The organism is Sphingobacterium suaedae (assembly GCF_042684625.1).
In the GTDB taxonomy this organism is placed as follows: Bacteria; Bacteroidota; Bacteroidia; order Sphingobacteriales; family Sphingobacteriaceae; genus Sphingobacterium; species Sphingobacterium suaedae.
Genome location: NZ_JBHULR010000004.1, coordinates 226,716 through 243,071 on the forward strand (window position 1 = coordinate 226,716; position 16,356 = coordinate 243,071).

At 43.0% G+C, this 16,356-nt stretch carries 16 protein-coding genes; 14 read left to right on the top strand and 2 right to left on the bottom strand.

The features are described from left to right. Positions 1-3: 3 nt before the first annotated feature. The 13 genes from ACFSR5_RS10485 (at position 4) to ACFSR5_RS10545 (ending at position 11,271) form a co-directional block, all read left to right on the top strand. Positions 4-540: a DUF3341 domain-containing protein gene (locus tag ACFSR5_RS10485; protein WP_380903474.1), complete on the top strand. Its 537-nt coding sequence runs from the start codon at positions 4-6 to the stop codon at positions 538-540. Further along, positions 512-1,162, top strand: a complete 651-nt coding sequence (locus ACFSR5_RS10490; RefSeq protein ID WP_380903476.1) for a c-type cytochrome — start codon at positions 512-514, stop codon at positions 1,160-1,162. Before ACFSR5_RS10485 ends, ACFSR5_RS10490 begins: the two co-directional genes overlap by 29 nt. 19 nt (positions 1,163-1,181) lie before the next feature. Beyond that, positions 1,182-2,417, top strand: coding sequence for a quinol:cytochrome C oxidoreductase (locus ACFSR5_RS10495; RefSeq protein ID WP_380903478.1), 1,236 nt, complete (start codon positions 1,182-1,184; stop codon positions 2,415-2,417). 42 nt (positions 2,418-2,459) lie between these two features. Beyond that, positions 2,460-3,785, top strand: a complete 1,326-nt coding sequence (locus ACFSR5_RS10500; protein ID WP_380903480.1) for a cytochrome c oxidase subunit II — start codon at positions 2,460-2,462, stop codon at positions 3,783-3,785. Between the two features lie 26 nt (positions 3,786-3,811). Beyond that, complete coding sequence (locus ACFSR5_RS10505) at positions 3,812-5,689, top strand: cytochrome c oxidase subunit I (protein WP_380903482.1); 1,878 nt, start codon at positions 3,812-3,814, stop codon at positions 5,687-5,689. Between the two features lie 94 nt (positions 5,690-5,783). Beyond that, positions 5,784-6,785 (top strand): COX15/CtaA family protein, encoded by a 1,002-nt coding sequence (locus ACFSR5_RS10510; protein WP_380903484.1) that lies wholly within the window; start codon positions 5,784-5,786, stop codon positions 6,783-6,785. 75 nt (positions 6,786-6,860) lie between these two features. Next, positions 6,861-7,769, top strand: a complete 909-nt coding sequence (gene cyoE / locus ACFSR5_RS10515) for a heme o synthase (RefSeq protein WP_380903486.1) — start codon at positions 6,861-6,863, stop codon at positions 7,767-7,769. Next, on the top strand, positions 7,770-8,354 hold the full coding sequence (locus ACFSR5_RS10520) for a cytochrome c oxidase subunit 3 (RefSeq protein WP_380903488.1): 585 nt from the start codon (positions 7,770-7,772) through the stop codon (positions 8,352-8,354). 9 nt (positions 8,355-8,363) lie between these two features. Next, the gene (locus ACFSR5_RS10525) at positions 8,364-9,101 is read left to right on the top strand and encodes a cytochrome c oxidase subunit 3 (RefSeq protein WP_380903490.1); all 738 of its coding nucleotides are present in this window, start codon (positions 8,364-8,366) and stop codon (positions 9,099-9,101) included. A gap of 38 nt (positions 9,102-9,139) precedes the next feature. Further along, on the top strand, positions 9,140-9,520 hold the full coding sequence (locus ACFSR5_RS10530; RefSeq protein ID WP_380903492.1) for a cytochrome C oxidase subunit IV family protein: 381 nt from the start codon (positions 9,140-9,142) through the stop codon (positions 9,518-9,520). Between the two features lie 17 nt (positions 9,521-9,537). Further along, positions 9,538-10,257: an SCO family protein gene (locus tag ACFSR5_RS10535; RefSeq protein ID WP_380903494.1), complete on the top strand. Its 720-nt coding sequence runs from the start codon at positions 9,538-9,540 to the stop codon at positions 10,255-10,257. A gap of 1 nt (position 10,258) precedes the next feature. Next, entirely contained in the window at positions 10,259-10,801 is a 543-nt protein-coding gene (locus ACFSR5_RS10540; protein WP_380903496.1) for a DUF420 domain-containing protein, read from the top strand. A gap of 11 nt (positions 10,802-10,812) precedes the next feature. Then, a complete protein-coding gene (locus ACFSR5_RS10545) occupies positions 10,813-11,271 on the top strand; it encodes an ABC transporter ATPase (RefSeq protein WP_380903498.1) in 459 nt (152 codons plus the stop codon). Positions 11,272-11,393: 122 nt separating this feature from the next. Here ACFSR5_RS10545 and pckA read toward each other — a convergent pair whose 3' ends face one another. Together pckA and ACFSR5_RS10555 are read right to left on the bottom strand one after the other, a co-directional pair. After that, positions 11,394-13,007: a phosphoenolpyruvate carboxykinase (ATP) gene (gene pckA, locus ACFSR5_RS10550; RefSeq protein ID WP_380903500.1), complete on the bottom strand. Its 1,614-nt coding sequence runs from the start codon at positions 13,005-13,007 to the stop codon at positions 11,394-11,396. 204 nt (positions 13,008-13,211) lie between these two features. Further along, on the bottom strand, positions 13,212-14,114 hold the full coding sequence (locus ACFSR5_RS10555; RefSeq protein ID WP_380903502.1) for a S66 peptidase family protein: 903 nt from the start codon (positions 14,112-14,114) through the stop codon (positions 13,212-13,214). A 99-nt stretch (positions 14,115-14,213) separates the two neighbouring features. On the opposite strand from ACFSR5_RS10555, the gene metG reads away from it, so the two are divergent. Continuing rightward, complete coding sequence (gene metG, locus ACFSR5_RS10560) at positions 14,214-16,283, top strand: methionine--tRNA ligase (RefSeq protein WP_380903504.1); 2,070 nt, start codon at positions 14,214-14,216, stop codon at positions 16,281-16,283. The last annotated feature ends 73 nt before the right edge of the window (positions 16,284-16,356 follow it).

Here is a 16,356-nt window from a genome sequence, read left to right on the forward strand (position 1 = left end):
GCAATGAGCAATACAAAATATATATTAGGTAGTTTTGCTGATCCCGATGATATGATGCATGGGATTGATAAATTGCAAGCAAACAATATCAGCGTATATGATTGTTTCACACCAATGCCGATCCACGGGATCGAGGCCAAGTTGGGTGTAAGACCGTCTCGTTTACCTATTGCCGCGTTTTGTTTCGGAGCGTTGGGAACGTGTTTAGGTTTTAGCTTGTTGTACTATACCATGTCTTATGACTGGCCAATGAATATCGGTGGTAAACCATCTATGCCATTGCCAAACTTCGTACCGGTAACATTCGAGGTTACGATTCTATTATGTGCGTTAGGTATGGTTGCTACATTCTTCTTCCGTAACCACCTTTTTCCGGGGCGTACGCCGCGCGTAATGGATTTGCGTGCTACAGACGACCGCTTTATTGTGGCGGTGGATGCGCACGAGAATACGGATCACGCATTAATTGAGTCCTTATTAAAAGATGCAGGAGCGGTAGAAGTTAAATACAATGAAAGAAAATATGTTAGCTATGAATAAGAAGAGTTTTCTTGGATCTGTATGTGCTGCATTCGCGTTGGCTGCAGTTATTTCCAGCTGTGGCGATGGAAAGACGCGCAGTACAGGATGGGAATTCTCCAGAAATATGTATGATCCGATTGCGTATAATCCGGATCAGCCCAACAATAATTTTAAGAATAAGATTACGGCACAGTTACCTCCAGCCGGAACTACGCCCATCGGTTTTGAACGTTTTGAATTTGCCAATTCATTGGAAGAGTATGAACGTGCGGGCCGTGAGCTGAAAAATCCGTTGGTAGTGACGCAGGAAAACCTCGCAAAAGGGGATGCGTTGTTTCACACATATTGTGCCGTTTGTCATGGTAAAGAAGGTAAAGGTGATGGACCAATTACGAAGGATAGGTCGGTAGAGGACTCTCGCGGTAAGCGTGCATTGGAAAATTTCCCGCCGCCGCCGTCATATCAACGTTCGGACGCAGCTTCTTCGTCTCGAGGTGGATTAATGGCTGATCTGACTGATGGGAAAATTTACCATACCATTTTTTACGGACACAACTCGATGGGGTCTCATGCATCGCAGCTTTCTCCGGAGGAGCGTTGGCAAGTGGTCATGTATGTACACGAATTACAAAAAAAATAATCTAACATCAATATAGTAAATGGGAACTCACAATCATCATCACGATTATAATTTCAGCGAAAAATTTCAATTTGCTGGTATCGCCAAGATACTCAGTCTGGTTGGGATTGCTGTAGGTGTTATAGCTATTGTTATAGGCCTAATGTCAAGTGACCATATTATGGTTGAACGTACATACGCTAACCTGTTATTGATGGGTTATTATTTCACTTGTGTATGTGCTGCGGGCGCGTTCTTCGTGGCGCTTCAAATGGTTACGCAGTCTGCATGGTCAGCGGGGCTATTGCGTATTCCGCAAGCGATGGGTAGTGTATTGCCGATTGCTGCGCTTGTATTACTTGTTATTGTAGGCTTGGGATTGACAAGCCACAATTTATATCACCATTGGAATGCGGATGGTTTAACGGATCCGAACAGTCCGCACTATGATAAACTCGTTGCTGGTAAAGCAGCATTCCTGAATGTACCAGCGTTCTTAATACGCCAGATCTTATTTATGGGATCTTACAGTATTTTCGCTTTTATTTTAGCAAAACTTTCTTACAAAGAAGATTTGGAAGGAGGCTTAAATTCCTACAAGAAAAGCTTCAAGTTGTCTGCAATTTTCCTTGTTATTTTTGGATTTACGACACCTATTTGGTCGTTCGACACGGTGATGTCTTTAGAGGCTCATTGGTTTTCGACGATGTTTGGATGGTACAATTTTGCCGCTATGTGGGTGAGTGGTATTGCTGCGATTACTGTGATCGTTATCTTGATTAAAAAGGCTGGTTATTTGGCATGGGTAAACGAAAACCACTTACACGATTTGGGAAAATTAATGTTCGGTTTTTCTATTTTCTGGACGTATGTGTGGTTTGCGCAGTTCATGTTGATCTACTATTCAAATATCCCTGAAGAGACGGTTTATTTCTATAAGCGTTGGGAGCCTGAATATAAACCTTGGTTTTGGTTAAATATCGTGATCAACTTTTTGGCACCTTTACTGATTTTGGTTGATCGGGATACGAAACGTAAACAGAATGTCATGCTGTTTGTTGCGATCTTATTATTGTTGGGACATTGGTTAGATTATTACATCATGATTATGCCAGGTACCGTAGAGACACACCGTGGATTTGGTTTTATAGAAATCGGTACAGCGATTGGTTTTGTTGGTTTGTTTACCTTCTTGGTGATGACAAAACTGAGCAAACACGCTTTAGTACCAAAAAACCATCCGTTTTTGGACGAAAGTTTACATCATCAGATATAGTTTCTAATCATTGCATAATACGTTTAAACGTCTTAATAAGAAATGAAATTCAAAATTAATAACAGATTCAAAGCCGTGTTGGGATGCTTACTAGCCGTAGGGTTGTTTTTCGCTACACCTAGTTTTGCCAATCAGCAAGATTCATTAGCGCAGGATTCTTCAGTTTCTACTGTTGCTGCAGACACAGCGACAGCTGGCACTGCTGATTCAGCGGCGACGGCTCCAGTGGTAGATTCGGCTGCCGCTTCTTCTCCGGCTTCAAGTGCTACTGCAGCTGCGGCGCCAGCACAGGAACAAGCGAAGCAAATAGACCCTCAGGTTTACAAAAATTTGACGTACTACATTTTATTGTTCTTAATAGTTTGTACGATCGTGGCTGTAATCGGAAAGGTCTTGTCCATTTATGAGTTGACCAAAAAGATGAATGGGAAGTATAATCCGTTTGCAAACAATACGTTTCAAGGAATATTATTCGTCGTCTTCTTGATTGGCTTTTTTGCCTTTGTTTATTACGGTTATGCCGTTTGGGGCAGTTGGGCATGGCGGTCAGCGGTGACTGAGCATGGGGAGCGTATCGATACGATGTTCATTATCACGACCGTGATCATTACGGTGGTTTTGGTACTCGTACATATCTTGTTGTTGACCTTCCCGTATATTTATCGGATGCGCGCTAAAACTAAAGCGTACTATTACCCGCACAATGATACCATAGAGAAAATTTGGACAATTGTGCCAGCTGTTGTATTAACCGTATTGGTCTTGTTTGGTTTCTTTACATGGCGTTCTATTACAAACGTTCCGGAAGATCTTCAAAAATCGGCTCTACAGGTGGAAGTATTGGGTGAGCAGTTCCAATGGCAAGTACGTTATCCGGGCGCAGACGGCGTTATTGGTAAACGTAATTATAAGATGACGACACCATTGAACTCGTATGGTATTGATTTCAACGACAAGAGCGCGTGGGACGATATTCAAGCGTCTGACATTGTCTTGCCGGTGAATAAGTCGGTTCGTTTCCACATTGTTTCCAAAGATATCATTCACTCGTTTTATATTCCAGATTTCCGCGTGCAAATTAATGCGGTTCCAGGTATGACCAATTACTTCCAATTTACACCAACAGTAACGACGGAAGAGATGCGTGAGCGTATGAACGATCCGAAATATGATTACGTGATGCTTTGTAACAAGATTTGTGGCTCTGGTCACTACAATATGCAGAAGAAAGTAATCGTGGTGACGGAAGCGGAATACAAAGAGTGGTTAAGTACGCAGAACAAATATTTTACTGAGGATTTGCAGAAAGAGTTTACGGCAGTAGATTCGAAGGAATCGAACGAACTCACTACAGCTTCATTAAACTAATTGAAATAAGAAATTATTAAACGAATATGTCAAGTACAGTTATATCGCACGGCGCAGCGCATCATGATGCACATGATCATCATCACGAAACGTTCCTAACTAAATACATCTTTAGTCAGGATCACAAGATGATTGCGAAGCAATTTTTGATCACAGGTATTGTGATGGCGGTCTTCGCTATGTTGCTTTCCATCTTATTCCGTATCCAGTTAGCTTGGCCGGAAACAGATTTTCCAATCTTAGAAGTCTTTTTAGGTAAATGGGCAGAGGGAGGACGTATCAAGCCAGATTTTTTCTTATCGTTGGTAACTATCCACGGTACGATGATGGTGTTCTTCGTATTAACAGCCGGTTTATCGGGTACTTTTAGTAACTTATTAATTCCGTATCAGCTGGGTGCACGTGATATGGCATCGCCGTTGATGAACATGTTATCGTACTGGTTCTTCTTTGTGGCCTGTGTGATCATGGTCGCTTCTTTCTTTGTGGAAAGTGGGCCTGCAGCCGCTGGTTGGACGATTTACCCACCATTATCTGCGGTACCGACAGCTATTGCTGGTTCTGGACTGGGGATGACCCTCTGGTTGGTGAGTATGACATTGTTTATCGCTTCTCAGGTATTGGGCGGTGTGAATTACATCAGTACCGTATTGAATATGCGTACTAAAGGGATGGATCTTTGGAAGATGCCGTTGACCATTTGGGCGTTTTTCTTAACAGCTATTGTCGGTCTATTGTCGTTCCCGGTTTTGGTATCGGCAGTGGTATTATTATTCTTTGACCGTACGGTAGGTACATCTTTTTATCTTTCGGACTTGGTTGTTCAAGGACAAATTCTACCAAATGAAGGTGGTTCGCCTATTTTATTCCAGCACTTGTTCTGGTTCTTAGGGCACCCCGAGGTATACATTGTGGTTATGCCTGCGTTAGGTCTAACGTCAGAGGTCATCTCGACAAACTCGCGCAAGCCGATTTTTGGTTATCATGCCATGGTTTATTCGTTGGTTGGTATTACCGTCCTCTCGTTTATCGTATGGGGTCACCACATGTTCGTGACAGGTATGAACCCATTCTTAGGCGGCGTATTTATGATCACCACGTTGATTATTGCGGTGCCGTCGGCAGTTAAAGCATTTAACTATATCGCGACATTATGGCGCGGAAATATCCGTTTCACACCGGCGATGATGTTTGCTATTGGTATGGTTTCGTTTTTCGTATCGGGGGGCTTAACAGGTTTATACTTGGGTAACGCGGCATTGGACATCAATTTGCACGATACGTATTTTGTGGTCGCTCACTTCCATTTGGTTATGGGATCTGCATCCATCTTCGGTATGTTATGTGGAGTATACCACTGGTATCCGAAAATGTTCGGTCGTATGATGGACACAAAATTGGGGTATTTGCATTTTTGGCTAACATTCATAGGTGCTTATTTGGTCTTTTTCCCTATGCACTTTATGGGAATCGATGGTGTGCCCCGTCGTTACTATACGTTCACCGCGTTTCCGTTTATGGACAAATGGATTTCGGTGAATATGTTGATTACCTGGGCGGCTATTGTAGCTGGTTTGGCACAAGTCGCGTTTTTGTGGAATTTCTTCAGTTCGATCTGGAAAGGTAAGAAAGCTCCTCAGAATCCTTGGAACGCCAACACGTTAGAATGGACGACGCCGGTAGAGCATATTCATGGTAACTGGCCTGGCGAGATTCCTACGGTATACCGTTGGCCTTATGATTACAGCAAACCCGGACACGATACGGATTTTATTCCACAGCATGTACCATTTTCGGAGACGATGAGTTCGAATTTACCACATGACTTCGAAGGTAATGAAGAAGCTATTCGTATACAGAATGAGTGGAATAAACAGAATAATAGAGAGATAATAGAAGGGTAGGTGAATACCTACCTCTCTTTTATATAATTTTTATCAATATAAGGAGAGGGCTATGTATCCGCGTGCGGAAAAGCGATTCATACGAACTAACAGGTTGACGATTATCGTTTTGTTCCTTGTTATTGCGGCAGGGGGAATCGTTCGAAGCACCGGATCAGGGATGGGGTGTCCGGATTGGCCGAAGTGTTTTAACAGGATCGTGCCGCCTACGCATGTTTCACAGCTGCCGACTGGTTATGAACAACATTATGTGGAAGGCAGAGCCAAGAAGAACCAGCGCTTTGCGCGTATCGTCGAGTTTTTTGGATATCCGGAAATGGCCGACCAGATCCGGCACGATAAATCCATCTTGCAGCACGAAGAATTTAACGCAGCAAAGACCTGGACAGAATATATCAATCGGTTAGTCGGTGTAGCGGCTGGTTTCTGTTTGTTATTTTCTGCAGTTTTTTCGCTTACTTATCTAAAAACAAAGCCATCCATCGTTGGTTGGAGCGTTCTGAATGTTTTTGCAGTCGCCGTTCAGGCTTGGTTAGGTTCTATTGTCGTATCAACCAATTTGATGCCTTGGATTATAACGGTACATATGCTTTTAGCGTTGTTTATTGTGGCGATTAGTATTTACACGTTCTATTCCGCTACGACGCTACGAAACAAAAGTATTTTGGTTAATCAGCGGTTCGTTTTCCTAAAACTTTTGGCGTTTTTTGCATTATTATTGACCGTAGTGCAGGTTGTTTTTGGGACAGAGGTGCGGGAATTGATTGATCACCTTAACGATCAGGGAGTGGCGCGGCAGGATTGGATTGCACGCGTCGGGTCGCCTTACATCGTACATCGTACATTGGCTTATATATCGCTAGGCTTGACAGTGTTGCTGTTTTTTCTGGTAAAAAATAAGTTTAGTTCATTGACATTACAAAGTAAATATGCTTGGATCATACTACTATTGGTTGGGATTCAGATGATGTCCGGAATTATTCTAGCTCGTTTTAATGTACCGGCGGCGGCGCAGACAACGCATTTGGTAGTCGCTAGTTTGTTTTTTGGTGCACAGTATTATCTGATGTTATTAATGACAAAATTAAAACGATAGTGTGAGCAAAGTTGTTGAAATTTGTCGTTTTCATACCAACATTGTTCATTCATAAGAAGGGGAATATACATATTCATGAAGCAGTTCATCTCTGATTTTAATAAATTAGTAAAGCTTAGACTTACGCTAACTGTTGTTTTTTCGGCTTCGATATCGTTTTTGATTGGCGCAAAACAGCAGGGAGATATCATTTGGCTAAATTGGTTGATCCTCACCATAGGTGGTTTTTTTGTGACAGGTGCGGCAAATGGTTTCAATGAAATTATTGAACGCGATTTAGACAAATTGATGAAACGCACTGCGGACAGACCACTGCCAGCGGGACGCATGACAACTGGACAAGCGCTGGTTTTGAGTGTGTTTATGGGTATCTTTGGCACGCTCTTTTTGGTGCAATTGAATTTTCTAGCCGGCTTATTATCGGTCTTTTCAATTATCCTTTATGCCTTTGTGTACACGCCCTTAAAACAGAAATCGCCTATCGCGGTGTTCGTTGGTGCTTTTCCCGGCGCTTTGCCGCCTTTGATCGGTTACTACGCCGCGTTTAAATCGGCAGGGTTTGGGTTTGAGTATGCGGCAGTCAGCGAGGCGGCGATTGTGATCACGCCTTGGGTATTGTTCTTGATCCAATTTTTTTGGCAATTTCCCCATTTTTGGGCAATCGCTTGGGTAGCTGACGAAGATTATAAAAATGCAGGTTTTAGATTGCTGCCGACCACAAAGAAAGATCGTGTTTCAGCTTGGATGATTTTTATCTCCGGCGCACTCATGGTTCCCGTAGGCTTTTTGCCGATGTATTACGGATTTGGTGGATGGGTATTTACGATTGTGTCCGTGTTGGGTGGAATGCTTTTCGCGGTGTACGGGTATAAGCACGCCGTACAGATGACCGACGCCACGGCGAAGAAGGTGATGTTTACATCGTTTATTTATTTGCCGTTGACGCAGTTGATATTGTTATTTGATTTTATTCCTTTTAAATAAATGGAACAGACGGATTATAAAACGGAAGAGTTAATACAATCCAGGAAAGCCAAGAAGTTTAATCTTTGGTTGGGGATGATTGGCATGTTTATGATGTTTGCTGCTTTATCTAGTGGTTTCATTGTGTATACGGCGAGTGGAGTGGATAAAGGAATCAAGACGATTCTCCCTTCATTATTTATGTATAGTACGGTGGTCATCGTATTGAGCAGCTTAACCGTGCACCTCGCGTATCAGGCGACCAAGCAAGAAAAAGTAGCGAAGCAGCGTTTATTTTTGCTCTTGACAATAGCACTAGGCATTCTCTTTTTCGTTCTTCAATTGCAGGCATGGTCTGTGTTTGTTGGGCGGGATATTCACTTTATTAATACCAATGCGTCCCAGTCATTTATTTATATATTTACAGGACTGCATTTAGCACATATCATTGCGGGTTTGATCGTGTTGGTTCGCTGTTTTTTGGGTACGTTAAAGCCTATCCCATTTCCAGATAACCAATTCCGCATGAATTTGGCCACTATTTTTTGGCATTTTCTCGATCTTCTATGGATTTATATATATGTTTTCTTACTTTTGAATCAATAATAGTAAAAAATGAGTACAACAACTGTATCGCAATTAGATAAGGTAAAAGACGGCCCTTGGAGCGGTGGTAAGTCGCCTTGGAATTTGGAGTATGGAAAGATCATGATGTGGTTTTTCTTGGTTTCGGATGCATTCACATTTTCTGCGTTCCTGCTCTATTACGGCGCGCAAAAATTTGCGCAGCCAACCTGGATTGATGCCGACAAGATCTTTCAATCGATCCCTGGTATCGCTGAACATGGTCAGCCGTTGGTATTTGTGGGGATCATGACTTTTATTTTGATCATGTCATCCGTTACTATGGTCTTGGCCGTAGATGCCGGTCATCGCAACCAAAAACAAGAGGTGGTTAAATGGATGCTTTGGACAATTTTAGGGGGGCTATGTTTCTTAGGTTGTCAGGCTATTGAATGGACGCACTTACATCACCAAGGATTTTGGTTTGGGCGAAATCCAGCAACTGGGCTAGAGGGCAACGCGGTAGCGGAAGCGCTCGCACCGTACTTTACTAAAGATATTTCGTATACAGCAGCCTTACAGTTTTCGAATTTATTCTTTACCATTACTGGATTCCACGGTTTCCACGTATCGATCGGGGTATTGTTAAACATTATTATCTTGTGTATGACGTTGAACAATACGTTTGAGAAACGGGGCACCTATTTGATGGTCGAAAAAGTAGGTTTGTATTGGCACTTTGTTGACTTAGTGTGGGTATTTGTATTTACGTTCTTCTACCTTATCTAATCATCTTGTTTACGAAATTCTTATTTACATAAAAAGACATGTCACATCATCACGAAAATATAGCAACAGCACACGATCACCACGATCATGGCGGAATGGATAAGAAAGGGATCTGGAAAGTTTTCTTTATCTTATTAGCCTTAACCGCATTAGAGTTCCTTATCGCCTTGGGATTTGTGCATCATTGGGGGGTTATTGAAAAAGGAATGGTATTAAATGCCATTTATATTGTACTGACGTTGGTAAAAGCGTATTATATTGTTGCGTACTTCATGCACTTAAAGTTTGAAAAATCGGGCTTTATTCTGTGCTGTGCAATTGGATTTGTTTTTATTGTTTACTTTATTGTATTGTTATTAATCGAAGGTGACTTCTTGCTACACCATTTGCAATCGCATCCGTTGTATCCAAGTAAGTAATCCATAGGAGGTTCTCCATGAGTAACGCTACGCAGCGTAGTAAATCAAAAATTATTATCCTGGCTTTGATTCTATTATTGCCAGGATTTTTATATATAGCCGTCAACAGGCTGGGGTCGAACGAGTATGTATCGCTGCCGGTTTTTGGTGAAAAGCGGCTAAGTGGTGAGATGAAACGAAATTGGGGACGGGAGTATCCGGATACCATTTTCCATACGTTGTCACCGATCGCATTCAAGGATCAGCATGGTCAGCGTATCGTGTTTCCAGCGGGTGATACGTCGGTTACGGTAGCTCACTTATTCTACACAAAGGATGTATCCTTTTCGAACCTGATGTTAGAGAGTGTGCATGCGCTCGCTACCCGATTTCAATCGAATCCGAAAATACATTTTTATTCGATTTCGGTGGATCCGGAAGAATCGCGGGATTCTATACAGGCAGCAACACGCTCGTTTAAAAATATAAATTCGAAGCAGTGGACACTTGCCTACCACCCAGAGCAGAATATTTTTTCCTATGCGAAGGATCAGCTTCTTATCGACGCCATGATTGATCCGTCAGATTCTACGCGTTTTTTGATCAGTAATCAGTTGGTGCTCATTGATTCAAGAAAGCGTATCCGGGGTTTTTATGACATTAGCCAAAAGGGAGAGGTGGATCGACTGGAGGATGAAGTGAAGTTGTTAATGGTGGAGGAGATTAGAAATAGACCACTAAAATTAGAGCAGAAATAAAATGGCAATGACTGAAGAAGAAAAGAAATACAAAAAGTGGATTGTTGGCCTGTCGATCGTTATCCCGTTGGCGGTTGCCGTGTTATTTGGGGTCAATTTGAGGAAACTGGGTTATGATGTGGAGCCCCTGTCGTTTTTGCCACCGATTTATGCGACGATAAACGGTGTCACGGCCATTTTACTGGTCTTTGCTGTTTCAGCGGTGAAGCGTGGTCGTGTGAGGTTGCACGAATCTTTGGTTAAGGTGTGCATGGGGTGTTCGGTTGCGTTTTTAGTCATGTACGTGGCGTATCATATGACATCTGATTCTACCACTTTCGGCGGTCAAGGTGCCCTACGTTATGTCTATTATTTTATATTGATTACCCATATCCTACTGTCTATCATTATCATTCCTTTTGTGCTTTTTACGTTTGTGCGTGGGATAGCGGGGGCGTATGAACGGCATAAGAAACTGGCTCGCATCACGTATCCCATGTGGTTATATGTAGCAGTAACTGGTGTTATCGTCTATGTCATGATTTCGCCTTATTATACACATTAACGGATGAAGGTATGAAAAGAGTTTGGATTTATCAAAGTAACCGTTTACTGTCGGCGGAGGAAGTGGAGCAGATATCTCAAATTTTGCAGGAGTTCGTCGTGCAATGGACAGCGCATGGAAATCAACTTGCGGGATCGTTTCTGATTAAGTACAACCTATTTGTGATCTTGCAGGTCGATGAGGGGAAAGCTATGGTGACGGGTTGTTCGATTGACAAATCGGTACACCTATTAAAGAAAATCGAGGAACGCCTTGACGTGTCGCTGTTTGACCGCATGCAGATTGCTTATCGCCGGTCTGAAGATGAGATTGTGGTGGCGGGACGGGATCGGTTCGAACAATTGATAGCTGCGGGTGAGGTGGACCGAGATACCATCGTATTCAACAATATGGTGGGGACAGCGCAGGATTTCGCGGACAATTGGGAAGTTCCATTGAAGGATAGCTGGCACGCGAAGGTGTTTTTATAGGCTTTTTGTTGCTGAATAAAAAAATCCCCGACTAAATCGGGGATTTTTTTTATTGTCCGGGGATTATCTCCTGAACAATACGAATGTTCATGCGCGTTGGTCAGGAAAAAGGATGAATGTTTTTATGCATGTGTTTTCAACAGACGTGGCGAAGCGCCTTGGATCTCTGTGCTAGCCTGTGTTTTGTACTGTTCAAAGTTTTTAATGAATAGCTGGGCTAACTGCTCGGCTTGGGTATCGTATGCTGCTGGGTCTTGCCAGGCGTCTCGTGGGTTGAGCATTTCTGAAGGAACGTGTGGGCAGGATTGAGGAACTAACACCCCAAAATGCGGATGGGGAACAAATGTTGCTTGTGTGAGTTCGCCCTGGATCGCGGCCTGGACCATAGCCCGTGTATAGCGCAAGCTAATGCGCTGGCCTGTACCGTATGCGCCGCCTGTCCATCCGGTGTTGATTAGCCATACGTTGGTATCTGTGTGGGTATCCAACTTCTGTCCCAAGAGTTCTGCATAGACGGTCGGATGCAGCGGTAAAAATACTTTTCCAAAGCATGCTGAAAACGTAGTCTGTGGTTCACAAATTCCAACTTCTGTTCCAGCGACTTTTGCCGTGTAACCTGAAAGAAAGTGGTACATCGCTTGGGCGGTTGTCAATTTGGATATAGGCGGTAGCACGCCAAAGGCGTCACAGGTTAGAAAAAATATATTCTTGGGGATGCGGCCAGTAGAGACACTCTTGGCATTGTCAATGTGGTAAATCGGGTAGGCTGCTCGTGTATTTTCGGTAATAGTAGCATCGGCGTAATTTACCGTTTGTGTGCCTGCATAAAATCGGACATTTTCCAATAGCGTGGGATGTCTGACAGCGGCGAAGATTTGGGGCTCCTTGTCTGCGCTCAGATCAATACATTTTGCGTAACACCCGCCTTCGAAATTGAAAACTATGTGTTCGGCCCATCCATGTTCGTCATCTCCAATTAGTTTTCGGTGTATATCTGCGGAAAGCGTGGTTTTACCTGTCCCGCTCAGACCAAAGAATAAAGCGACATCGTCCCGGCTTCCTTCGTTAGCCGAGCAATGCATCGGCAGTACATTTCGTTCGACTGGCAGTAAAAAATTTAATACGGAAAAAATTCCTTTTTTCATTTCCCCGGTGTAGGCTGTGCCCCCAATCAGGATCATTTTTCTGCTGAAGTTGATAATGGAGAAATTCTCTTGTCTTGTTCCATCCACCGCGGGGTCAGCCAAAAATTCGGGAATTTGAAGAATCACCCATTCCTGTTTGTATTCTTGTAATTCAGCAGGGGTAGGCCGTAAAAACAGGTGATGACAGAATAAGTTGGCCCAAGGGCTTGTGTTGATCACGCGAACGTTTATCCGGTAAGCAGGGTCTGCACCTGCATAGCACGATCGGACCCATGTTTCCTTATCTTGGATAAAACGTTGCATTTTATGAAGCAGATGATCGAAGGCAGCTGTTGAGATGGGGATGTTGATTTCTCCCCAATCGACCCGATCTGTTGTATACGAGTCTTTTACAATAAATCGATCTTTGGGAGAGCGGCCGGTAAATTTTCCGGTTTCGATACAAAGTGCGCCGGTGTCACTTATCATTCCCTGTCCACGTGCAATTGTCTGTTGGACTAAGGCATCCGCATCTAAATCGAGATGAACCTGTGCGGATAAAGTCTCGATAGGACTTGTGATGCATAGTGGATTTGGATGTTCCATTTCCATAACCATATCATAATTTATTTTTACGATGCTAAGTTATGGAGAATATATATACGAATTTTGGCGAGAATATTTTTCGTTAAGAATTGAACAAAATTGATTAAATCTTAAAAAATAAATACCGAAAATCGTTTATCAACATCAGGTTTTTATCGGTGGAGGGAAATTATTAATAAAAATAAAATGGTGTTTTTAGAATATAAGTTTTTATTTGGTGTATTCTATCGAAGTTTCTTCGTTTTTTACCGTTAATTTCACACGCTTTCCAAGGATGAGACTGTGGTTGTTTTCGATATGTCCGGCTGGATAATTGAAGCAAACGGGATAAGGGAAGTCATGTACCTTATCCATGATGATCTCCTCGAACCGTTGCCCAAAGGGAGGGTCGCTATCTTTTAGGGATGTAAAGCCCCCAACGATTAATCCGTTTAGTTTGTCCAACTTCTTTGCTCGTTTTAATGTCCAGAGCATACGGTCAATGTTATAATGTGATTCGCCGACATCTTCTAGAAATAAGATTTTACCGTCATATTTTCCATCTGAAGGGGATGATAGAATACTGTGTAGGATAGCCAAATTGCCACCTATTAACTCGCCTTCTCCGGTGCCAGCTCTATTGGGAAAGGAGTTTTGCATATAGGTGTAGTTCATCTCCTTTCCGAACAGAGCGTTCTGAAGAGACAACAATGCCTCTTGCGTACTGTCTTCAAAAGATTTTGGCATTTGCCCATGAATACTTGCCACGCCGAGTCTATGGTGTAAATGGCTATGGAGCACGGTGATATCGCTAAAGCCCACAAGCCATTTCGGACGTTTCTTAAACGCGCGAAAATCCAGTTTATCGATGATACGCACGGTTCCATACCCTCCGCGTGCAGCGAACACAGCTTTGATGTCAGGATTGTCCAGGGTCCATTGCAGGTCTCGGGTTCGTTGGTCGTCCGTACCAGCAAATTGGTGAAATTGAGCCGTAACTGTTTCGCCTGCCTGCACATGTAAGCCCCACGTTGTTAGGACATCTATAGCAAGATCAACGGTCCCTTTCATATAGCTGGCCGGGCAAACAATAGCGACTTTATCTCCTTTTTTAAGAAAATCAGGTATTTTCATGCGGTGCATTATTTTACGCGCAAATTGAGTTATCTTTGTCAAACAAACAAGACTTTTGTTTATTTTTTAGTCGTATTATTTTTTTAAAGTCGTTATAACTTGAGTATTTTAACTAAAAACCGGTTTACTATAACCTCGGCTCTACCTTATGCCAATGGTCCGCTGCATATCGGACACTTAGCAGGAGCCTATATTCCGGGGGATATTTTCTCCCGTTTCTTGCGTTTGAACAACAAGGATGTTGTATTTGTATGCGGCTCGGATGAGCATGGGGCTGCTATTACGATTAAAGCTAAGAAAGAGGGAGTAACGCCACAAGAAATCATTGACACCTATAACAAACAAATCAAAGACAGTTTCGAAGAGTTTGGGATTGAGTTTGATATTTATCACCGTACATCGGAAAAAATACATCACGAACTTTCGCAAGAATTTTTTCTGAACCTGTACGAAAAAGGTGAATTTGTAGAAAAATTCTCAGAGCAATATTATGACGAAGAGTTTCACCAGTTCCTAGCGGACAGGTATATTGTTGGAACGTGCCCGCATTGTCATAACGAAGGAGCCTACGGCGACCAATGTGAAAAATGCGGTACCTCGTTGAATCCGACAGATTTGATTCATCCAAAATCAACTTTGAGCGGAAAGACGCCGATTTTAAAAGAAACTAAACATTGGTATTTGCCGTTGGATAAATATCAACCTTGGTTAGAAGAGTGGTTGATTGAAGGGAAGAAAAACGTCTTAAAATCGAATGTGTTTGGGCAGTGTCAGTCTTGGTTAAAATCTGGTTTGCAGCCTCGATCCATGACAAGAGACTTGGATTGGGGGGTTGATGTACCGTTGGAGGAAGCGAAAGGCAAAAAACTATATGTATGGTTAGATGCGCCTATTGGTTACATCTCTGCAACGAAGCAGTGGGCGATCGATAACAATAAAAATTGGGAGACCTACTGGAAGAAGCAAGCGAATCCAGAAGACGATTCGACGTTGATCCATTTTATCGGGAAAGACAATATCGTATTTCACTGTATTATTTTTCCGGCTATTTTGCATGCACATGGCGCGTATATTTTACCAGAGAATGTGCCGGCAAACGAATTTCTAAATCTAGAAGGTGATAAGTTGTCTACGTCCAGAAACCATGCGGTGTGGTTACATGAGTACCTAGAGGAATTTCCGGGCAAACAAGACGAACTACGTTATGTACTGACGTCGATATTGCCAGAAACCTCGGATAGTGAATTTACCTGGAAAGATTTTCAAGCCCGGGTCAACAATGAACTTGTAGCTATTTTGGGAAACTTTGTAAACCGGGTCATGGTGCTTTCTCATAAATATTTTGGAGGAAAAGTGGCTGTGGGAAGCCCTCTAACGGTGCAGGATGAGACGGCTTTGACGGATTTGGCGAACTACCCACAAGAAATCAGTTCTTCGCTCTCTCAGTACCGTTTTCGGGAGGCCTTAACGCACTTTATGAACGCTGCGCGTTTGGGGAATAAGTATTTGGCCGACGAAGAACCATGGAAAGTATACAAAGAGGATCCAGAACGCGTAAAGACCGTGTTATACGTTGCCGGCCAGATTGTCGCCAACCTTGCGGTGTTGGCACAACCATTTTTGCCTAAAACGGCGTCCAAGTTGTTTGGGATGCTTCATGTGGCTAGACAAGCATGGGATGTTGCGGGTTCGAGGGATATTCTTCCTGCGGGACACACGTTGGGCGAGGCCGAATTACTTTTTGAAAAGATTACGGACGAGCAAGTTGATGTACAGCTTCAGAAGTTGGCGGCAGCGAAAGCAACGAACGCTGCCCATGCCGTAAAAGCGGAACCTGCTAAATCTAATATCAGTTACGACGAATTTTTGAAAATGGATATTCGTGTGGGTACCATTATGGAAGCAGAGAAGGTGGCGAAGACCAAGAAACTGTTGAAGTTAAAGATTGATACGGGTATTGACCAACGGACCGTCGTTTCAGGTATAGCGGAATATTTTGCTCCAGAAGATATTGTCGGCAAGCAAGTGTCCATTTTGGTCAACCTGGAACCCCGGGAGATCAAAGGCATTACTTCTCAAGGGATGATTCTGATGGCGGAAGATGCTGACGGACGCTTGGATTTCGTTCGTCCAGCCACCGATATAAAACCTGGCTGTACGGTTCGCTAGTCAAGAAGCGAATAACGAAAAGAGTGGACACAATAGGTATATTGTCCACTCTTTTTTTATCCGGTATAGCGGG